Annotated in this window: 19 protein-coding genes and 1 tRNA gene; 12 read left to right on the top strand and 8 right to left on the bottom strand. The window is 49.0% G+C overall.

Annotated elements, in window-relative coordinates:
* Window positions 1-40 precede the first annotated feature (40 nt).
* Genes CWE21_RS11910 through CWE21_RS11890 form a run of 5 tightly spaced genes read right to left on the bottom strand, consistent with a single transcriptional unit; the run spans window position 41 to window position 5099 of the window.
* On the bottom strand, window positions 41-874 hold the full coding sequence (locus CWE21_RS11910; protein ID WP_126834670.1) for a sulfurtransferase: 834 nt from the start codon (window positions 872-874) through the stop codon (window positions 41-43).
* 2 nt (window positions 875-876) lie between these two features.
* A complete protein-coding gene (locus CWE21_RS11905; RefSeq protein ID WP_126834669.1) occupies window positions 877-1296 on the bottom strand; it encodes a group I truncated hemoglobin in 420 nt (139 codons plus the stop codon).
* A 12-nt stretch (window positions 1297-1308) separates the two neighbouring features.
* Window positions 1309-2163: a DUF3034 family protein gene (locus CWE21_RS11900; protein WP_126834668.1), complete on the bottom strand. Its 855-nt coding sequence runs from the start codon at window positions 2161-2163 to the stop codon at window positions 1309-1311.
* Window positions 2156-4435 (bottom strand): putative bifunctional diguanylate cyclase/phosphodiesterase, encoded by a 2280-nt coding sequence (locus tag CWE21_RS11895; RefSeq protein ID WP_126834667.1) that lies wholly within the window; start codon window positions 4433-4435, stop codon window positions 2156-2158. The genes CWE21_RS11900 and CWE21_RS11895 overlap by 8 nt, the downstream gene beginning before the upstream one ends.
* Window positions 4422-5099, bottom strand: a complete 678-nt coding sequence (locus CWE21_RS11890; RefSeq protein ID WP_126834666.1) for a methylamine utilization protein — start codon at window positions 5097-5099, stop codon at window positions 4422-4424. The genes CWE21_RS11895 and CWE21_RS11890 overlap by 14 nt, the downstream gene beginning before the upstream one ends.
* 54 nt (window positions 5100-5153) lie before the next feature.
* On the opposite strand from CWE21_RS11890, the gene CWE21_RS11885 reads away from it, so the two are divergent.
* From CWE21_RS11885 to CWE21_RS13385, 3 genes are all read left to right on the top strand, one after another.
* Complete coding sequence (locus tag CWE21_RS11885; RefSeq protein ID WP_126834665.1) at window positions 5154-6545, top strand: class II fumarate hydratase; 1392 nt, start codon at window positions 5154-5156, stop codon at window positions 6543-6545.
* A 24-nt stretch (window positions 6546-6569) separates the two neighbouring features.
* Window positions 6570-7235, top strand: a complete 666-nt coding sequence (locus CWE21_RS11880) for an SDR family oxidoreductase (RefSeq protein WP_126834664.1) — start codon at window positions 6570-6572, stop codon at window positions 7233-7235.
* 28 nt (window positions 7236-7263) lie between these two features.
* Window positions 7264-7338 (top strand) — tRNA-Ser (locus CWE21_RS13385).
* A 189-nt stretch (window positions 7339-7527) separates the two neighbouring features.
* On the opposite strand, the gene CWE21_RS11875 is transcribed toward CWE21_RS13385, so the two are convergent.
* A complete protein-coding gene (locus tag CWE21_RS11875) occupies window positions 7528-8490 on the bottom strand; it encodes a HindVP family restriction endonuclease (protein WP_157980884.1) in 963 nt (320 codons plus the stop codon).
* 80 nt (window positions 8491-8570) lie between these two features.
* Window positions 8571-8756 carry a hypothetical protein gene (locus tag CWE21_RS11870; protein ID WP_034733748.1) on the bottom strand — a complete coding sequence of 62 codons (186 nt, stop codon included), beginning with the start codon at window positions 8754-8756 and terminating at the stop codon, window positions 8571-8573.
* Window positions 8757-8967: 211 nt separating this feature from the next.
* Here CWE21_RS11870 and CWE21_RS11865 point away from each other — a divergent pair, with 211 nt between their 5' ends.
* The 6 genes from CWE21_RS11865 to CWE21_RS11840 all read left to right on the top strand — a co-directional run bounded on the left by CWE21_RS11865 (window position 8968) and on the right by CWE21_RS11840 (window position 16809).
* The gene (locus CWE21_RS11865) at window positions 8968-10218 is read left to right on the top strand and encodes a TolC family protein (RefSeq protein ID WP_006956205.1); all 1251 of its coding nucleotides are present in this window, start codon (window positions 8968-8970) and stop codon (window positions 10216-10218) included.
* 3 nt (window positions 10219-10221) lie between these two features.
* Complete coding sequence (locus tag CWE21_RS11860; protein ID WP_055437779.1) at window positions 10222-11367, top strand: efflux RND transporter periplasmic adaptor subunit; 1146 nt, start codon at window positions 10222-10224, stop codon at window positions 11365-11367.
* Window positions 11368-11378: 11 nt separating this feature from the next.
* The gene (locus tag CWE21_RS11855) at window positions 11379-14576 is read left to right on the top strand and encodes an efflux RND transporter permease subunit (protein WP_092842010.1); all 3198 of its coding nucleotides are present in this window, start codon (window positions 11379-11381) and stop codon (window positions 14574-14576) included.
* Between the two features lie 59 nt (window positions 14577-14635).
* A complete protein-coding gene (locus tag CWE21_RS11850) occupies window positions 14636-15523 on the top strand; it encodes a cation diffusion facilitator family transporter (protein WP_092857844.1) in 888 nt (295 codons plus the stop codon).
* Between the two features lie 299 nt (window positions 15524-15822).
* Window positions 15823-16458: a cation efflux transmembrane domain-containing protein gene (locus tag CWE21_RS11845; protein ID WP_034734464.1), complete on the top strand. Its 636-nt coding sequence runs from the start codon at window positions 15823-15825 to the stop codon at window positions 16456-16458.
* Between the two features lie 15 nt (window positions 16459-16473).
* Window positions 16474-16809, top strand: a complete 336-nt coding sequence (locus tag CWE21_RS11840) for a YnfA family protein (protein WP_126834663.1) — start codon at window positions 16474-16476, stop codon at window positions 16807-16809.
* A gap of 51 nt (window positions 16810-16860) precedes the next feature.
* Here CWE21_RS11840 and merR read toward each other — a convergent pair whose 3' ends face one another.
* Window positions 16861-17304 carry an Hg(II)-responsive transcriptional regulator gene (gene merR / locus CWE21_RS11835; protein WP_092857846.1) on the bottom strand — a complete coding sequence of 148 codons (444 nt, stop codon included), beginning with the start codon at window positions 17302-17304 and terminating at the stop codon, window positions 16861-16863.
* Between the two features lie 53 nt (window positions 17305-17357).
* Between merR and merT the strand changes: the two genes are divergently transcribed.
* From merT to merA, 3 genes are read left to right on the top strand one after another with little or no spacing between them, the layout of a single operon-like run.
* On the top strand, window positions 17358-17729 hold the full coding sequence (gene merT, locus CWE21_RS11830; protein ID WP_445936691.1) for a mercuric ion transporter MerT: 372 nt from the start codon (window positions 17358-17360) through the stop codon (window positions 17727-17729).
* 13 nt (window positions 17730-17742) lie between these two features.
* A complete protein-coding gene (merP, locus tag CWE21_RS11825) occupies window positions 17743-18042 on the top strand; it encodes a mercury resistance system periplasmic binding protein MerP (protein ID WP_126834662.1) in 300 nt (99 codons plus the stop codon).
* Window positions 18032-19270, top strand: coding sequence for a mercury(II) reductase (gene merA, locus CWE21_RS11820; protein ID WP_476704269.1), 1239 nt, complete (start codon window positions 18032-18034; stop codon window positions 19268-19270). The genes merP and merA overlap by 11 nt, the downstream gene beginning before the upstream one ends.
* The last annotated feature ends 90 nt before the right edge of the window (window positions 19271-19360 follow it).

Raw genomic sequence — 19360 nt, 5'->3', positions numbered from 1 at the left:
ACGCAAAGACTCCTCAGAAAAGCCCACTTCGGTGGGCTTTTTAGTGCTCGCCTGTCTCGATAGGTAGATCGTCGCGACTTCCCCACTCCGACCATGAGCCATCATAGAGCTTCACCTGCTGATAGCCAGCGAGTCGTGCCGCCACCAGCAAAATGCAAGCGGTGATACCGGAGCCACAGGTGGTAATCAAAGGCTGTTGGTCGCTGAGCTCGGCGAAGGTCCGCTGAAGTTGTTGAACATCGGCATATACGTTTCCCTGCAGCACCTCAGCAAAGGGCAAATTTTTTGCATTCGGCATGTGCCCCGCACGCATTCCCGCTCGCGGCTCTTCTTTCCTGCCCGCAAACCGATCTGCTGAGCGCGCATCCACAATGACAGCCTCACCGCTTGTTGAGGCCTGCAGCACTTCATCGCAGTCGGCAAGCCACTGTCGCTGTAATTGCGCAGTGACCGTTCCGGTGTCCATTGCTGCTTGGTAGTCATTGGCAACGGGCCGCTGCTCCGCCAACCACTTTGGCAAACCGCCGTCCAAAATAACAGCGTTCGACAGCCCCATGGCCTGCAATACCACCCATGCTCGAGGCGCGGAGTAAATGCCTTGATTGTCGTACAAAACGAGGGTGTCGTCTGGATGGACGTCATTTTGACGCAACCATTGTGTGACCTGCTCAGGCGAAGGAAACGCATTAGGTAGCGACGCAGTTGTATCCGTCAACTCCTGCTCCAACGCAAGATCGCGCGCGCCAGGAATCACTTGCAAATGATCGTATTCAATCGGCGTGCGACCCACGATCTTCTTCATGCTAGCGTCAAAAACTTTGACCTTTGGATCACCTAGATGTGCCGCGAGCCATTCGGTTGAAACCAGCGTCATCACTAGCGACCTACAATTTCGCCATGGAAGTCGGCCAGGATATCAAGCAATTGGTTTTGCGCAGAAACAGGAACCTCCTGTTGTTCCATGGCACTAATTAAGTTTTCAACAATCGCATTAAATTCAGTGCGTGTGATGCCCATGCCCGTATGTACTTCGATCATATTCGCGCCGTCATATGTACAAGGTCCGCCGACCAACTCGCAAACATGCAGGCTAATCATGCGGTGGAAGCGATCAATATCGGCATTTTCAAAATGCTCAATCACCCGCTCGTCTTTCGCAATTTCCAGTACAAAGGCCGCCATGAGGTCATCAATGCCTTCTTTCTCACCAAGTTCTTGGTAAAGAGAACTCGCATGAGCGCTCTCACTGGCAAGCAGTAGAACGAAGCTCATCAAAGTGATTTGTAGTAATTTCATCGCCGCTACTCCTTAAAAGCTCACCTGTAATGACGCATAGGCACCGGTTTGATCAGGTAAGCCGGCAATCGATTTGAGATCAACATAAGCAACCACCAAGGCAACAGACTTTGTCGGGAACCAGCCAACAAACACATCACGCCAATCGTACTCTTTGGCGAAACCTAAATTATCGGGCTTCTGGCGGTATTCAACACCGACCAACCAATGGCGATTGACGAACATGCCCAGACTGGCTTCGCTCACGTAGTCATAACTGTCATTCTTATCGCCGCCAAAACCTAACAAACCTAGTTGATTCGCTTTGGTTGCGCGTAACGTGTAGTTGGCCACCCAGATTCTATCCAAAGGGCCTGCAAGCCAGGCTTTCGCGGCACTAAAGTAAAAATCCGTACCGCTGTCGTCTTGCGCACCAACCGCAGCGGGCAAGTCGTAAGTTTGATTGCGTTTGTGTTGTAATCCCACGCTTAGCTGCGGCATATCGCCATAGACTAAATCGCCCGCGAGTCGCACCTTAACGCCGAAGATATCTTGTTTTAGATCTCCGCCAATAGTGTTCAAGCCCAAGCGTTGCTGGGCAAAACTCACTTCAACACGATTATCGTAGGTGAAGTTAAGGCTCTGCACACCTAGCTGAAAATCTTCCACATCAGCGAAATTTGCATTCACTGTCACGCCCCACTCACCTTCTTCAGCGTAACTCGCGGTGGTTGCCCACGGCACAATGCCGCCTCCGCCGCTTCCTTCAATTGAAGTCGCGGCGCCAGTTGCGAGCAATTTACCACCGTCGGCAAATACCGTTGGACTTGCCAGCCCAACGCCAGCCAGCAGGATAAAACTCATGCTTTGTAGGAGTCTCTTACTCATTCGTTATTGCCTTCTTATTCTGGTTCGTAAAACGCGGAGCCTCATTTTTGAGCCACTGTTCAAACTCAACCGCTGCCAAAGGTCGACTAAAGTAATAGCCTTGCAGCGTATCGCAGCCCATTTGCCGTAAAAGCCGCCATGCAGCTTGCTCTTCGACGCCCTCGGCAACTGTTTGCAGTTTCAGCTCATGGGCAAGTGATAACGTTGACTGCACGATAATTCGATCATTTGCATCGCTATCAAGTCCGCGAATGAAGCTCTGGTCGAGTTTCAGTTTATCGAGTGGCAAATGCTTAAGTTGTGCCAAAGACGCATAGCCCGTGCCATAGTCATCAAGCGCTATCTTGCAACCGAGTTCACGTAACTCTTTGAGTCGCTTCTGCGCTTTCTCAAGATCCGCCATAACCGCGCTCTCGGTTACCTCGAGTGTCAATTTTGTAGGTGACAAATGGCGTGCGCGCAATTCGGTGGCGATGAACTCCGCAAAATCGTCTGCTTGCAAATCAAGTGCTGAGAGATTCACCGCCATTTGTATGTCGATGCCTTGCTCTAGCCAATATTGCTGCTGATCGAGCGCAGCTTGGCACACCCAGCGCGTTACCCGCAAAATATCGCCCGATTGTTCGGCAAGTGGGATAAACTCATCGGGACGGATTACGCCCAACTGCTCATGTTGCCAACGTATCAGAGCCTCGGCACCATTCACTTGCCCAGTCCCACAATCCATTTTCGGCTGATAATGAAGCTGTAACTTACGATTGACGATCGCATCAGGCAATGCTTGCAAGATCTGCAGACGCCGCAGGTAACTCTCGTCACTGCCCTGTTGATAATCAGCTAGGAGTTGCTTCTCAGAGCGCGCAAGCTGCGCTGCAAGCTGCCCACGACGCAAGAGCACATCAACCTCAGCACCAAACTCAGGAAAGCGTACGGCGCCGCTACGAAACTCAATCCGATAGCTGGCTTCACCAATGCGCCATTGGGTTCGTTGTAATGCTTTGAGTGACGACTTAATGTCTTCTGCTTGATCACTATCACAAAGCACCACGAATTCATCGCTCGCAAGACGGGCGATAAAGCAGCCTTCGGCAAAACTGTCGCGCAAGCGCTGTGCCACCTGCTGCAATACTTGATCACCGAAACTTTGTCCGAGGCGGTCATTCAATGAGCGAAACCGCATAATATTTAGCACGACCACGACGCCACTTTGCTTTTGAGCTAAGCGCTCATTAAGTTGTTTATAGAATGATTCGCGATTCGGTAATCCTGTGAGTAAATCATGCTCGAGCTGATAGACAATTCGCTGTTCGCGCTCGGAAATCGCCTCGCGCATGGTGTCAAAAGTGGCACCCAACTGCCCGAATTCATCTTTTCGTTGCAAATTCAGCGGCGCGTCATAACGTCCGCGGCGCAACGCGTCCGCTGCTTGCGTCAGCCGCGCGAGGGGCTGACTAAAGTAACGCGCAGTTGCGATAGCCAACATTAACGCTACCAGTAACGTTGCCAAGCCAAATCCCAAGTATTGGGTGCGCAGCGTCTGAAACGCTTGCGTTGCATCACTGCGTGACGTACTCACCAACAACTCAACCGTATTAAACCGCGATAAATGCCCCGCCAACTCGTTTTCAGTTAACCACTGATTCACCTGTTCCTGCGAGACCGCCTCGAGAAGTTCACGTTGCATGGGCCCGGCTAAGCTAGAGGCAAGCGCGCGCTGGCCCTGACTGTCAAAAAATGTCAAATCAGTATTGGTAAGTTGCTTGAGACCGTCGGCCAACTGATCGTCAATAACAAAGCCAAGCGTCGCGTAAGCGATAACGTCAGGAGCGCGCACCGGAACCGTGACCAATTGGAATAATTCGCCATCAATTAAACGCACACCCCGTAACAAACTAAAGTCCGTGCCCGGTGACAGTTGATGGGTACTTGCCAGCTCTTCGCCATTCACACTATAAAGCGCCATTAGCTGCGTACCGATGCGGTCGCCATGATTTACCATCGCCGATACGAGAGTCGCTTGGTCACCGCTTGCCACGGCCTCACGAAAGCCAAAGTCATCGGCTAACACTTGCGCCGCTTGCTCTAACTGCTCGCCGCGACGCTTAAGTAGCTCGCCTAAAACACGCTCACTCACCGCCAATTCACGCTCAACAGTGAGTTCAGCTTGTTTATCAGTGGCAAAGGTCACCGCGACCAAAGTGACCAAGAGCACACCTCCGGCCAAACCGATAAACAGGAGCAATAAGCGTGCGCGAAAACTAATTCGAATCATTTTTTAACTTATTAAAACGTTGTTGTAGCGGCGATGGTGGCGGCGGTGTTTGCTGCTGCGGCGTCACCGGCAACGACACGCTTAATTGTTGCTGAGAAGCGTCAATAGCGAACTGACGCTCAGCAGTGGCCTCATCTCCGAGACCTGGATACCAAACATGCACTGTGCTTGCTTCACTGGGAGCTTCTAGCACAACGCTACCCTCGCCATCCGTCAATCGTGACTGCGCATGCGGACTCACGTAGAGGTAGGCACGCATATGGTCATGAATATTGCAGCCCAGCACCACGATACCTGCTTCAGGAAAAGTGATCGCTGGTGCTTCGCGATTACTATAAAGAGGCAGTTCAAAAGTTTTGGCCGGAGAAAATGAATACACTTGATGACGAATATTATCGCTATTCGGGAAGTTCACCGTTGCTCCTGGCCGAACAGTCGAAATGAATGGGGTGAACAGGCGATCAACTTGGTCAATGACTGTTTGATTTGCCACGGCTTGACGCGCAGGAAAGTCGATTGAGACAACAGCTTGCGGCAGTCCTTTTCCGTTGGCGTCGGTCACAACGACTTCTACTTCTCGTGCCTGGCCTACCATTGTGGTGAGACCCACAACGACCAGAAGACTGCGAAGAAAAAGCCGCTGGGCGATTTGAAAGTTTAGCATTTGCACCCCATGCTTATGAGAACCAATGTAAATCCTGACCAAGAGGAAACAGGTATGTCGAAGAAAGCTCGTATCGAAAAAGATAGCATGGGAGAAATTGAGGTACCAGCAGAAGCGTTGTGGCGAGCGCAGACCGAACGTGCACGACAAAACTTTCACATCAGTAACTTACGTTTTCCCGCGCGAACCGTTAGCGCGTTGGCGCACATCAAAGCCGCTGCGGCACAGGCGAATGCTGACTTAGATTTACTCACTGAAGAGCAAGCCTCCGCTATAATAAAAGCAGCGGATAGCATCGCGCATGCCCCAAATCTAGACCAATTCCCTCTTGATATCTTTCAGACTGGTTCTGGCACCAGTACCAATATGAATATGAACGAGGTTTTGGCAGAAATGGTTCACCGCGCCAAGGGGCCGACCGTACATCCGAACGACCACGTCAACTGCAGTCAAAGTAGTAACGACGTCATTCCTACCAGTATTCAAGTAAGCTGCGTATTAGCTTTGCACGACGAATGGCTGCCTGCAATAGTGCATTTGCAGCGTACCATCGAAGAAAAAGCGCAAAGTTTAGAGGATGTCGTCAAAACGGGACGCACGCATTTAATGGACGCTATGCCCATTACCATGGCGCAGGAGCTGCGCGCTTGGAGCACCCAACTGCATCACTGCCAGCTCAACATCAATGAAGTCTGCGAACGCCTGCGCGCCCTGCCCCAAGGCGGCACCGCTGTCGGCAGCGGCATTAATGCCCCACAAGCCTTTCGACAGCAATTCTGCCAACATCTAAGTGAGCGAACCGAGCAGTACTTTCATCCGGCGACCAATGCCTTTGCCGGTATCTCCGGGCAAGAATTAAGCTTACAACTAGCTGGTGCACTGAATTCATGTGGGGCAGTTCTGATGAAAATCAGTAACGACCTACGCTGGATGAACAGCGGCCCCCTTGCTGGTCTTGGCGAGATTGAACTAAAAGCGTTGCAGCCCGGCAGCAGCATCATGCCGGGTAAGGTCAACCCGGTGATCCCAGAGGCCGTGGCCATGGTTGCCGCGCACCTTGCCGGCAGTTATCAGACCGTCGCAACCGCTGCCCAACAAGGTAACTTTCAACTCAACGTGATGTTGCCGCTGATTGCGTATCACCTGATTGAAAGTATTGAAATCAGCGCTAATGCCATGCGCAGCCTCGCCGATGACGCGATTGCCGACTTCAACGTCAAACATGATCGCCTCGAGGAAGCACTCGCGCGCAACCCAATACTGGTGACCGCGTTGAATTCCGTGATTGGCTACAACGAAGCAGCGAAAATCGCCAAGCGAGCGTATCAAGAGCAGCGCCCCGTCATCGACGTCGCCGAAGAAATGACCGACCTCTCACGAGCAGAACTTGAGACCTTACTGGATCCTAAGAAATTGACCCACGGAGGCATTCCTGGGGGCTACTAATTTAATCTCATCGAAGGAGTAATTATGAGCGAACATGTTGTGATTACAGGAGCGAACCGCGGAATTGGCTTAGCTCTAGCGACGCAATTTAAACAACGCGGGGCAAACGTCACCGCTGTCTGCCGCAAGCCATCAGCCGAACTAGAGAAGCTCGGCGTCGCTATCATTGATGGCATTGATGTAACCGACGCAAAGGCGCGTGAGTTATTAGCCGAGCGCCTTGCTGACGATCCTATTGATATTCTGATCAACAACGCCGGCATTCTCGAAGGCGACAACTTCGACAGCTTTGCCACCGACAGCATTCAACGCCAGTTGACTGTGAATGCAGTAGCACCACTTGAGCTGAGCCGCACGCTGCGGCCATTATTGAAGAAAGAAAGCAAGTTGATTCTGATCACTTCGCGCATGGGCTCGATGGCCGACAATGGCTCTGGTGGTCAATATGGCTACCGCATGAGCAAAGCCGCACTCAATGCCGCAGGCGTTTCACTGGCCAATGACCTCAAAGACGCCGGAATCGCCGTCGCGATGCTACACCCAGGCTACGTTCAAACCGACATGGTCAACAACCGTGGCGACATCAGCGCCGAAGAAGCCGCCTCGCGCTTGGTCAAGCGTATCGACGAGCTCACGCTCGCGACTACCGGTTGCTTCCGCCACAGTAATGGCGAAGAGTTGCCGTGGTAAGCGACACTAAACTTACGTGACAAATTCAGCGCTTCGTGAGTTTTCACGAGCGCTGCCCTCCGGAGGCAGAGGTCACAGGTTCGACTCCTGTCGGAGTGCGCCATAATTCTATAGCCTGACATTGATAGCAAGTACTAACTTTGAGGCTTTTGTGCCGATTCTGTGCCAAAATTGTGACTTGTTAAGGTTTTGCCTCCAAGTTTCATGACCTTCGCACAACATTCTTGCTCTTAATCGATTTAGGAAGCAAATTCTGTCGTTTTCTCTTAAGCATAAACAACAATATTCAATTTTAAGCATCGTCTTTAAATAATTCCTGTGCTGTATAATACAAGCTTTGATCAAAACGACGTTCTGGACTTAACTCTTTGTGCCCGCCATTCATAATCACATTTGTGATGCTAGATAATTTCATAATTGGATTATAACGTCGAGGATGATTCATAAATCTACGAGTCATTTTACCATTCAGAGCAAATTCTTTGTCAGTCTGCAGGTTGAAAGCCATTTGAGTATAAATATTATGAATATTTACCTTATCTGTTTGTGTTAGTTCGTAAAGAATCCTTGCAAGCCTTAGCGTTGATCTATAAAGCCTTGTAACTTTCCCCACATCTCGCTCTCTTGATGCGCAATCAATAAAGGTACGGCAAATAGCAAAGTCGCTCCAAACAAAAATATCATATGCATTACCCTTATCAATAATCGGTGACTTACCCAATGTCTTCCATATTGGATGTAATAAAAAAGGTTTTTGGTAGTCTTTAAACTCTGTAAATATTTTATTTAAACACCCAATGATTTCCTCCCTTTTACTCAACATTTCAACAGTATTATCCCAATGTTGAATTGTCGAACAGGTAGGCTCTAAGATTTCCTTTAGTCTCGCTCTAAATGGTTTTATCGAATCAAAAATACCTAGCGCGGCGTAAGAAGTACTTGCAGGTCTAATCACCAACTCGGTACCCCAGTCAGACTCTCTGTCGTTTGCAGTGGTATTGTCCGGAATAACTGTAAGCTTAACTTCCAAGGCTCGAATAAATGAGTCACCGAGTTTTAGTACGAGATCAATTCCTTTAATGTCTGTCCTTGAATATTCTTGGTAAGGCTCGAATTTTGACTCGAATAAAAAACTCAATTCATTATTTGCCACATCGGTACCAAATATAAAATCAAAACCTTCTTCTCGCGCTTCTACCTGAAGCTCTTGATTCGTGCATAGGTATACAGCAGAAGTATTTGTGTGAATCGCCACTAGTTGAGAACTATTTTTAATTAATGTACCATTAAGCTGCTTATTTAGAACTGTAGGTAATGATGCTTAGACTAGGATTTTTAATACTGGTGCTTGTTGCTGTTCTGACTCAAATCAGTCAGGCGGTTGCTGATGTGCATCAATCTCACCAGTCCTCTTCTGAGCAACACCTCAATTTTGAGCATGACGAATCCCACATCGATAAGCGCAATCTCCCTAAAAGTGGAGAAATCAGCTTTGACTGCCATCACTGCTGTCACTGCCATGGCTCATTTCATTTATATGCCATGAAGACTGAAAAAACTCTCGCGTTACCACGAATGGGCACAATACGTCCTGGGTATACTGAGTTTTACACTAACCCTCTATCATCTCCGCTGTTCCGGCCTCCCATCTCCTCATAACTGCCTAATAAGCTGCTATAGCAGCGCAAAAAAATCATTATTTTACGCAGTAATATGACTGAGGAGTCTATCTATGGGTCCGTTTTCGACACATAGCAAACGCTTGTTTGTTGCCGTAAGTCTGGCAATAAGTTCAAGCTACGCCAATGCACAACAGTTGCCCGAGCAATGGCAAAAAACTGTGCAGCAACACCCCAGTGTTGAAGCCGCTCAACAGCAGGCTGAAGCGCTGATCCAACAGGGCAAACAATTAAATCAGCCTTTGTACAACCCTAGCTTATCGTCACGCTTAGAGCGCGAGGGTGACATCAATAATTACGCTGTTGGTCTAAGCCAGACGCTGGACTGGAGCACTCGCAATGAAGCAAGGGCCAGTCAGAGTGACGCCATGACGGCTATGGCAGTGAGTATTTATCGCCAGTCGGCGACATCGCATGCTAAAACTTTGTTGAATGCCTATGTGCAATGGCTGGACGCAAAACAGCGTTACGCACTGGCTGAGCAGCAAGAGAAAATCGTTAAACAGGCGATAAGCCTGGTTGCCGAACGACGTAAAGCCGGTGACTTAGGTGCCGTCGACGAACAACTGACGGTACTCGCGCTAAGTCGGCAACTGCAACAAACGGCAGCGGCTTATCAACAACTGCAATCCGCTGAAGCAGAGTTAAACGCTCTGCTAACAACGTCTGATGTCGGTCAACTCTCCATTAATGAGGAGCTATTTAACGTTGAACCTGCGTTAACGGCTCGTTGGCAACAACATCCAGCGTTAAAAGCCGCTTACCTGCAATGGCAATTAAAGCGCGCCGATGTCGACTGGAAACGCTCGTTAACCACCGCCAACCCAACCGTAGGCGTCGAAGCGGGCGAGAGCGATAACGAAACAGTAATTGGCTTATCATTCAGCATTCCACTACAGGTTCGCAATAACTACAGCGATGCGGTGCGCGCAGCCAATAGCGAAGCTGTTGCTGAAGAAAAACGTTTGATTGCACTAAGGCAACAATGGCAAGCAGCACTGAAATCGTCTCTTAACAATTATCGTTTTGTGAAAAAACAGTGGCAAAGCTGGCAAAGAGACTTTCAATCTCGGCAGGATGAGTCGATGCAGGTGATTGAGCAGTCCTGGCTCGCCGGTGACCTATCCACCACAGACTACCTCACCGCTGTGCAACAGCAGCTCGATAGCCAATTTGCAGGGATAGCGCTGCAAACACAATATCGGTTGGCCGCCATTGAATGGTTGTACCGTTCGGGCGAACTCAGTAAAGCACTGACGTTATCGCCGTTAAGCCAGCCAACAAACGCAGAGATTGGAGAGTAAACGATGTCAGTAAAACCTTTATACGCAGCAATAGCACTTGCGCTGAGCTTTTCGGTTATGGCGCAGGATGAACACGGACACGACGAAAAAGAAGATACCCACAAGGAAGAAGGCAAACACGAGCAAGGTGAACATAAGGAAAGCTCAGGCGTGGAGCTATCCAGCAAGCAGCTATCCATGGCAGATATCACCACGCGAACCTTGCAAACTCAAGTCATTGAATATCCGGTTTATGCCCCGGGCGAGGTGGTTGCTAACGACTTTAATAGCTATATCGTGAGTCCGCGCATCGATTCGACCGTTCTCAAACGTTTTGTCAGTATTGGCGATCACGTCGAAAAAGGTGAGCCACTGGCAACCCTCTTCAGCGCCACCATGGCGGAGGCGCAAAGTCAGTATTTGGTCACACTTAACGAATGGCAACGCGTGCAGTCACTCGGTGAGTCAACGGTGGGTGAAAAACGCTTTGTCGAAGCGAAAAACGCCTTTACCTCAGCGCAAGCGCAACTCAAAGCATTTGGTATGTCAGCCAGCGACATTAAGCGTTTAAGTAAAGCTAACTACCCTATCGGCGAATACCAACTGACCTCAGAAATTGGCGGGATTGTGGTTAGCGATAACTTCAAGCAAGGCCAGCAAGTTAATGCCGGTAATCACTTGGTTGAAGTGCTGCAAGAAGAAACCTTGTGGGTTAATGCTCGTCTACCAGGCTCAGCTGACCTTAGTGTGCAGTTTGGTGATCCTGTTACAGTGAGTGTCGACAATCAGCGCTTTGCGGCAAAAGTCATTCAGGAAGGCCACACAATAGACCATAAAACCCGCACCCGAACGGTACGACTTGCGGTAAATAACGAAAAGGACCAATTACACCCTGGTTTATTTGCGGATGTTTATTTCTCAGTCAAGTCGGATGGACCGGTGCTTGCAGTTAAGGACTCAGCCTTAATGCGGGCCCCTGATGGTGACTGGCAGATATTCATTGAGCACGAACCCGGAAAGTTTGAACCGAAGAAAGTCGAATTGGTTGATGAAAAGGGTCCGTGGAAAGTTATTCGAGGCGTTAACGAAGGCACAAAATACGTAGACAACGGCGCGTTTTTCGTTCGCTCACAAATCGCTAAAGGCGGTTTTGACCCACATAACCACTAACAGGAGGTTGTATGTTTCAGCGCATTATTCAGTTTGCTGCCGCCAATCGCCTGTTATTGGTATTGGCTTTATTCAGCATCAGCATTGCGTCATTTTTTATTATTCCCAAACTTAATCTGGATGCCTTTCCCGATGTTACCAACGTTCAGGTAACGGTAAATACGGAAGCACCAGGATTAGCAGCGACCGAAGTCGAGCAGCTTATTACCTATCCGATAGAGTCGGTGATGTATGCCCTGCCCGACGTCAAAGAAGTTCGGTCAATCTCAAAAACAGGTTTATCGGGCATTACCGTGGTATTTGACGAGAGTGTCGATATCTACTTTGCCCGGCAACTGGTATTCGAGCGGCTGCAAGCGGCAAAGGAGTTGATTCCAGAGGGAGTCGGCACGCCCGAAATGGGCCCTAACTCTTCCGGTCTCGGCCAGGTTTATCAGTATCTGCTACTTGCCGAGCCGGGCTCTGGTGTCAGTAGCATGGAGCTACGCAGTCTTAACGACTATGTGGTTAAACTGCTACTGATGCCCGTTGAGGGAATTACCGAAGTCTTGTCCTTTGGCGGTGAAGTTAAGCAATATCAGGTTAACCTCAATCCCGCCAAGCTGCTGTCTTACGACCTTACCCAGCAAGACGTCATGGGCGCGGTCAACAAGAATAACGGTAACGTTGGTGGTTGGTATATGCCCCGCGGTCAGGAGCAGTTGGTTATTCGCGGCACCGGCTGGTTGGATAGCGGTAAAAAAGGCCTGCAACAAATACGACAAATACCGCTCAAAACCGTTGACGGCGTTTCCGTAACACTGGGACAGGTTGCCGACGTCGAAATCGGCAGTGAAATTCGCCAGGGGGCGGTCTCAATGTCGCGTAAAGTCGACGGCGAGGTCAACCAGTTGGGCGAAGTGGTGTCGGGTATTGTGCTCAAACGCATGGGCTCGAATACCAAAGCCACCATCGACGGTATTAAAAAGCGCATTCCGCTTATTCAGCAAGCATTACCCGAGGGTGTTACCTTTGAGCCGTATTATGATCAGGCCGATTTAATACAAAAAGCCGTATCTACGGTCGCGTATTCACTGCTCATTGCCTTTGTGTTTATTATCGCAGTATTAGCACTGTTTTTGCTCAACATACGCGCTACTTTTTTAGTGTTACTGTCCATTCCCGTTTCTATCGCCATTGCCCTGATGGTAATGTCCGCGATGGGCATGTCGGCTAACCTGATGTCGCTGGGCGGGATTGCTGTTGCCATTGGTATGCTGGTCGACGGCTCCGTGGTGATGGTTGAAAATATCTTTAAGCACTTAAGTCGTCCGGATAGTGAACACCAAGACGACGCCGAGCAACGCACAGAGCACCGCGACCCGGATCCTCAGGCAGCCAAACTCGATAGTCATGGTATCAAGCTGCGAGTTAAGGAAGCGGCTAACGAAGTGGCACGACCGGTATTCTTTGCCGCCATGATTATCTTGGTGGTCTTTATGCCACTGTTTAGTTTTCAGGGTGTTGAAGCTAAATTATTTGAGCCCATGGCTATCAGTATTATGCTGGCCATTATCTCCGCGGTTTTTGTGGCCATCATGGTTGTACCGGCATTAGCCAGTTACTTTTTCAGTCGGGGTATTAAGCCTCGTGAAAATAAGCTGCTTAAACCACTAGATAATGGTTATAAAAGACTATTATCGGTGGCGTTACGCAGTAAAAAGGCTGTTATTGCCCTGGCCGGTGTGCTGTTTGTCGGCGCTTTGGTGTTAGTGCCTCGTCTCGGCACAGAGTTTGCGCCCGAACTGGAAGAAGGCACGATTAATATTCGCGTGACATTAGCCCCCTCCTCTAACCTTGAAACGGCCTTAGAGGTGGCTCCGAAGCTTGAAAAAATTCTGATGTCGTTCCCGGAAACCACCTACGCACTCAGCCGCATTGGACGAGCCGAAGTGGGCGGCGATCCAGAGCCTATCAGCAACATCGAGATATATGTGGGTCTTAAGCCGCAGTCTGAATGGACAACAGCATCGGATCGCTACGCCTTACAAGAAAAAATGGAGGCAAAACTAGATGATCACCCAGGCTTGTTGTTTAATTTTTCACAACCTATTGCAACACGGGTTGATGAACTGCTCTCAGGTGTAAAATCGCAGCTAGCCATCAAACTATTTGGACCCGAGCTTGACGTGTTGGCCCGTAAAGGCCAGGAAATAGAAAGTGCCGTCAAGCAGGTTGACGGGGCCGTTGCAGTAGCGATGGAGCAAATAAAAGGTGAAGCACAACTGGTGGTTTCGCCGAAACGCCAACAACTCTCACGCTACGGCTTAAATGTCTCCGATGTACTTAGCGTTGTCGACAATGGCTTGGGTGGCGCTTCGGCAGGCCAGATCATTCGCGGTAATGAGCGCTATGATATTTACGTGCGGTTGGCCAAGCAATTCCGCGATACGCCGGAGTCTATTCGCTCGTTACGCTTGTTAACTCCCTCGGGGGCCTGGGTAACCTTAGGCGAAGTCGCCAACGTTGCAATTGAATCAGGACCACCGCAAATCCGTCGTGATGATGTACAGCGTCGCGTTGTAATTCAATCGAACGTTCAGGGTCGTGACATGGGCAGCGTGGTTGCCGATATTAGGAAGGCGATTGACGAGAAGGTGGATTTACCAACCGGTTACTCAGTCGACATTGGTGGCCAGTTCGAAAGTCAACAACGAGCACAGGAGCGCTTGTCCATTGTCGTTCCCATATCGCTGGCACTCATCGCCCTGCTGCTTTATTTTGCTTTCGGCACCATGGGTCAAGCCATGTTGATTTTGGTGAATGTACCGTTGGCAGTCATCGGTGGTATTGTGGCACTCTATGTGTCAGGACAGTACTTATCGGTGCCCAGCGCCGTGGGTTTCATCACACTGTTTGGTGTGGCGGTACTAAACGGTGTGGTTCTGGTCGAAAGTATAAACCAGAGAATAACCGATGGGCATGCAGTTAATGATGCCGTGTTTGATGGCGCATGGTCTCGACTACGCCCGGTATTAATGACGGCAATAACCTCAGCGTTAGGACTCATTCCCATGCTGTTTGCAACCGGCGCAGGCGCTGAAATTCAGCGTCCATTGGCCACCGTCATTGTTGGCGGTTTGGTGTCTGCGACATTGCTAACACTGGTTATCTTACCCGTGCTCTATCCTTGGTTTTCGAAACAAAAAATTAAGGATCTGAGCCGTTAGGGTTCAGCACTTAAGGGGGCGGTTATTGCCGCCCCTTCTACTACAAAGAGGAACGTATTATGGGGCATCACCATAACCATGATCACTCAAAGGACATGCCGTCCAACCGATTAGGGTGGGCATTTGTTCTTAACTTTGTTTTCACCATTATCGAGTTTATTGGTGGCTTTCTTACCAACAGTACCGCCATTTTAGCTGATGCCGTTCATGATCTTGGCGATAGCTTGTCGCTTGGCCTGGCGTGGGTACTTAATAAGCTGGGCAAAAAACAGGCTAACCAACACTTTACCTACGGTTATAAGCGACTCAATCTTGCCGGTGCATTTATTAATGCCGTTGTTTTAATCGCAGGCTCTGCCTGGGTACTTGTGGAAGCGATTCCCAGACTCTGGAACCCTCAAATGCCCATCGCTGATGGCATGATCGCTTTAGCCGTCGTTGGCATTACAGTTAATGGATTTGCCGCTTACAAATTGTCAGAGGGCAAAACGTTAAACGAACGCGTTATTAACTGGCACTTGCTGGAGGATGTTCTCGGCTGGGTTGCTGTACTTATCGTTGGTATTGTTTTGTTGTTCGTAGACTGGCCAATTCTCGACCCTATATTGTCGATTGGCTTTACTCTATTTATTTTAGTGAATGTGCTGCGCAACCTGTGGGCAACGCTGAAACTCTTCATACAAGCAACTCCGGACAAAAAAACCTACAGACAAGTCGCTGACGCTTTACTGGAGCTACCTCATGTTGCTGACCTACACCATTTGCATTTTTGGTCACTAGACGGCGAGGAGCATGTATTAACCGTTCATTTGGTGTTAACTGAAAATCTTGATATCGAGGCCCGTAGCGACTTAAAACAGCACATCGATAACGTCCTTGCGCCCTATGCTCTAAGCCATACAACGGTAGAACTCGAAGATCCTGATGAAGCGTGCCGGGACAACTGATAATGAGTGCATTATTTTTGTTCAAGACGAGCCAGTAATACACCAGATGTGCGCATGAAATTGATGCTCGATATCATATTCTCCAAACACAACATCGACACTTTGGTGACCCGAGTCTTAAATATGGAAAGAAGCAGATGCAGAGGTAAAAAAGCTGTGTGTTAATAAGACCAATATGAGCAACCAATATATTTTCGTAACGGCCACTTTATCTAATAATCCACCATAAAACCAGCGCTGAAACTCGTGTTAACGTGTGATAAACTGTAGGTATATCGAAATCGTTTTAGGTTGTTCCAATGTCATCATGTTGCGGAAGTTCAGCGCAAGCCGAAATGGATAACTCTCAACGCAGGTTGTTATGGACGGTTCTAGTCCTTAATGGCGTCATGTTCTTTGTTGAGTTCATTGCGGGTTGGATGGCTGAATCCAGTGGTCTTATTGCTGATTCGCTGGATATGCTTGCCGATACTTTGGTTTATGCTGTGAGCTTATACGCTGTTGGCAAAGCCATTAAATATAAAGTCAATGCCGCTATTTTAAACGGCATACTGCAAACATTATTAGCTCTGGCGGTGTTATTGGATGTCATCCTTAAACTGGCATTTGGTAGTCAGCCCGAAACCTTTGTCATGCTCTCAATAGCGGGGCTTGCATTACTGGTAAACATCGTTTGCTTTGCCCTTCTATATCGCTCCCGAAACGGCGATATTAACATTCGCGCCAGCTGGATTTGTTCACGCAATGACATGATCATGAATGTCGGTGTTATTGTCTCTGCGATGCTCGTCGCCCAGCTCCATGCGGCATGGCCTGACTTACTCATCGCAACTGTCATAGCCATCATTGTACTGCACTCTGCTATTCGCATCATCAAAGACGCGATAGCTGTAAAGACAGGTGAAAAAGACGATATTTCTGGGTGTTGCGGGTAATCACCAGGATTCGTAATGAGCTCAATATTTTTAATAAAGACACTCGGGTTATTTATCGCAACCGCAATTGCAGAAATTGTCGGTTGCTATTTACCCTACCTATGGCTCAAAGAGGGTCATTCCGTTTGGTTGCTCATTCCGGCAGCAATAAGCTTAGCCTTATTTGCTTACTTATTAACACTTCATCCGGCGGAAAGCGGGCGCGTTTACGCAGCCTACGGCGGTATTTACGTGTTAACTGCCATAGTCTGGCTGCGAATTGTCGATAAATCGCCTTTATCCAGCTTCGACTTGATTGGGGCGGCGTTTGTGCTAACCGGTATGGGGATTCTTGTGTATGGCTGGCGTTAGCTATAAAGCAATTCAGTTAAAGAACTACGCTCAAAAGTTTTACTACACAGACTAACGCACCTTATGTTTGTCCGTGGTAGCGTCCTCAACCCCGTCATTAAGCGACGCCATCAGTGGACAATAGACATCTCCGTGTCCGGAGCTGCATTTTTGCACCAGCTCATTCAACGCTCGTTCAATTTGCTGTAAGCGCGATATCTTTCGACGAACACTGGTGAGCTTTTGCTCTCCAAGCTCCCGTGCTTCATCGCAATGAGCGCCATCTTGCAGAGTTAATAGCTCACCAATTTCATCCAGACTAAATCCGAGCCATTGAGACGCGCGAATAAAATGAAGCCGAGCAAGCGCTTGTTCGTCGTAATGTCGGATCCCCCCATACGGCTTCTCCGGCTCGCTCATTAGCCCTCGGCGCTGATAATAGCGCACCGTTTCCACGCCCACGCCGGCTGTTTTGGCCAGCGTGCCAATTGTCATTACGTTGCGTTTTTTTAACATAGCTATTGCTTCCGTAGTGAGGTACGGGTCTAAGATTAACACATTAAAGCAAAATGCCCGAAGGAGTTACTCTTATGTCAAATTCAAAATCTGGTCGGGGCTCTCTTCTCGCGGGAGGGATCGCAGCGACTCTGGCATCTGCGTGTTGTCTGGGTCCCCTCATATTACTTGCACTCGGTGTATCCGGGGCCTGGATTGGGAGCCTCACAGCACTTGAGCCTTATCGACCCATTTTTATTGCCATTGCATTGATTGCCATATTCTTTGCCTGGCGTCGAATATACCGGCGTGCTGATGACTGCAACCCTGATAACACCTGCGCAACGCCAAATGCTCGTAAGAGCTACAAAGTGATGTTTTGGCTCGTTGCGGTGCTTACTTTAACAGCATTGGCTTACCCCTATGTTGTTCCTTTCTTTTACTAGGAGGCAATACACGATGAAAAAAACAATGATAACAACCATTTTATTTTTACTGTTTAGCATGCCCACATTGGCGGTTGAGAAAACGGTTACGCTATCAGTACCCGGTATGACATGCGTCACCTGCCCAATTACTGTCAAAGCTGCACTTGGCCAAGTTGCAGGTGTGAGCGCCGTCGATGTCCGTTTTGAAGAGCGGGATGCAACCGTGACATTCGACGACGAAAAAACGTCAGTTAAGCAGCTCACTGAAGCAACGACAAATGCAGGATACCCATCAACACTGAAAGCAACGGCACCAAAAAATCAGTCATGAAACATCACAATGCCTTATAGCTGCTGTAAAACTGAAAGACCAAGGAGTAACCGTTATGAGTAATAACAATTTACACATTGCTGTCATTGGTAGCGGCGGCAGTGCGATGGCTGCGGCACTCAAAGCGACCGAGAGAGGTGCCCGAGTGACGCTCATTGAGAGAGGTACTATTGGCGGAACTTGTGTCAATATTGGCTGTGTCCCGTCTAAAATCATGATCCGAGCGGCTCATATCGCCCAACTGCGGCGAGAAAGCCCTTTTGATAAAGGCTTAAGTACTCATACTCTTAAGGTAAATCGATCAGCTCTCCTCGAGCAACAACAGGCTCGGGTAGAAGAACTCCGTGAATCCAAATACCAGAGTATTCTTAGAGAGAATTCCGCCATTACCGTTATTAACGGCGAAGCCCGCTTTATAAACGATGAAACTCTTTCCGTATCACTTCGCGATGGCGGTGAGCAAACGGTTTACTTTGACCGTGCTTTTATCGGCACCGGGGCCCGACCCGCACAACCCCCCATCCCCGGCTTAGCTGAAACCCCTTACCTTACTTCGACAAGCGCATTAGAGCTAAGTAACATTCCTAAACGCCTCGCTATTATTGGAGCCTCGGTCGTTGCTCTTGAATTAGCACAGGCCTTCGCGCGTCTCGGTAGTGAAGTTACTGTTTTGGCTCGCAGTCGGGTGTTATCCAAAGACGAGCCTGCCATTGGTGAAGCAATAGCGACTGTTTTTGATCGCGAAGGCATCAATGTGCTTGAGCATACAGAAGCCAGCGAAGTGCGTTACGACGGACAACACTTCATTCTCAAAACCAATGCCGGAACATTAAAAGCAGAACAACTGCTCGTGGCCACAGGCCGTACGCCCAATACGGAAAACCTCGATTTAAAAACCATCGGTGTACAAACTGAACGCGGTACAATAACGATTAACGAGCGCATGCAAACCTCTAACTCAAGAGTATATGCGGCAGGCGACTGTGCGAATCAGCCGCAGTTTGTCTATGTCGCCGCCGCAGGCGGCAGCCGAGCCGCTATTAACATGACGGGCGGTGATGCGCATCTTGATCTCAGTGCAATGCCCGAGGTTATCTTTACTGATCCACAAGTCGCCACGGTGGGTTTATCAGAAGCTGATGCTAAAACTGGTGGTTACGTCACCGAAAGCCGCACGTTGAGCCTTGAAAATGTAATCCCCCCGAAAAATCGGAGCAGTTATAAGTAGAAAATTCCGTTAAACTAAAACGAAGGAGTTTTCTATGCGCAAATCACGATACACAGACAGTCAGATCTTAGCGATTCTGAAACAAAACGA

Source organism: Pseudidiomarina aquimaris (assembly GCF_003987395.1).
Classification (GTDB): Bacteria; Pseudomonadota; Gammaproteobacteria; order Enterobacterales; family Alteromonadaceae; genus Pseudidiomarina; species Pseudidiomarina aquimaris.
Note: the sequence above shows the minus strand (reverse complement) of the source record. Positions and strands in the feature narration are given on the sequence as shown.

What these genes read in the sequence shown, in the direction of transcription:
- CWE21_RS11890 (WP_126834666.1), bottom strand. Translation starts at nt 5,099, where the DNA reads ATGCTAAACTTTCAAATCGCCCAGCGGCTTTTTCTTCGCAGTCTTCTG.
- merR (WP_092857846.1), bottom strand. Translation starts at nt 17,304, where the DNA reads ATGTTAAAAAAACGCAACGTAATGACAATTGGCACGCTGGCCAAAACA.
- CWE21_RS11880 (WP_126834664.1), top strand. Translation starts at nt 6,570, where the DNA reads ATGAGCGAACATGTTGTGATTACAGGAGCGAACCGCGGAATTGGCTTA.
- CWE21_RS11845 (WP_034734464.1), top strand. Translation starts at nt 15,823, where the DNA reads ATGTCATCATGTTGCGGAAGTTCAGCGCAAGCCGAAATGGATAACTCT.
- CWE21_RS11910 (WP_126834670.1), bottom strand. Translation starts at nt 874, where the DNA reads ATGACGCTGGTTTCAACCGAATGGCTCGCGGCACATCTAGGTGATCCA.
- CWE21_RS11860 (WP_055437779.1), top strand. Translation starts at nt 10,222, where the DNA reads ATGTCAGTAAAACCTTTATACGCAGCAATAGCACTTGCGCTGAGCTTT.
- CWE21_RS11905 (WP_126834669.1), bottom strand. Translation starts at nt 1,296, where the DNA reads ATGAAATTACTACAAATCACTTTGATGAGCTTCGTTCTACTGCTTGCC.
- CWE21_RS11885 (WP_126834665.1), top strand. Translation starts at nt 5,154, where the DNA reads ATGTCGAAGAAAGCTCGTATCGAAAAAGATAGCATGGGAGAAATTGAG.
- CWE21_RS11895 (WP_126834667.1), bottom strand. Translation starts at nt 4,435, where the DNA reads ATGATTCGAATTAGTTTTCGCGCACGCTTATTGCTCCTGTTTATCGGT.
- CWE21_RS11870 (WP_034733748.1), bottom strand. Translation starts at nt 8,756, where the DNA reads ATGGCAGTGACAGCAGTGATGGCAGTCAAAGCTGATTTCTCCACTTTT.
- CWE21_RS11865 (WP_006956205.1), top strand. Translation starts at nt 8,968, where the DNA reads ATGGGTCCGTTTTCGACACATAGCAAACGCTTGTTTGTTGCCGTAAGT.
- merP (WP_126834662.1), top strand. Translation starts at nt 17,743, where the DNA reads ATGAAAAAAACAATGATAACAACCATTTTATTTTTACTGTTTAGCATG.
- CWE21_RS11855 (WP_092842010.1), top strand. Translation starts at nt 11,379, where the DNA reads ATGTTTCAGCGCATTATTCAGTTTGCTGCCGCCAATCGCCTGTTATTG.
- merT (WP_445936691.1), top strand. Translation starts at nt 17,358, where the DNA reads ATGCCCGAAGGAGTTACTCTTATGTCAAATTCAAAATCTGGTCGGGGC.
- CWE21_RS11900 (WP_126834668.1), bottom strand. Translation starts at nt 2,163, where the DNA reads ATGAGTAAGAGACTCCTACAAAGCATGAGTTTTATCCTGCTGGCTGGC.
- CWE21_RS11850 (WP_092857844.1), top strand. Translation starts at nt 14,636, where the DNA reads ATGGGGCATCACCATAACCATGATCACTCAAAGGACATGCCGTCCAAC.
- CWE21_RS11840 (WP_126834663.1), top strand. Translation starts at nt 16,474, where the DNA reads ATGAGCTCAATATTTTTAATAAAGACACTCGGGTTATTTATCGCAACC.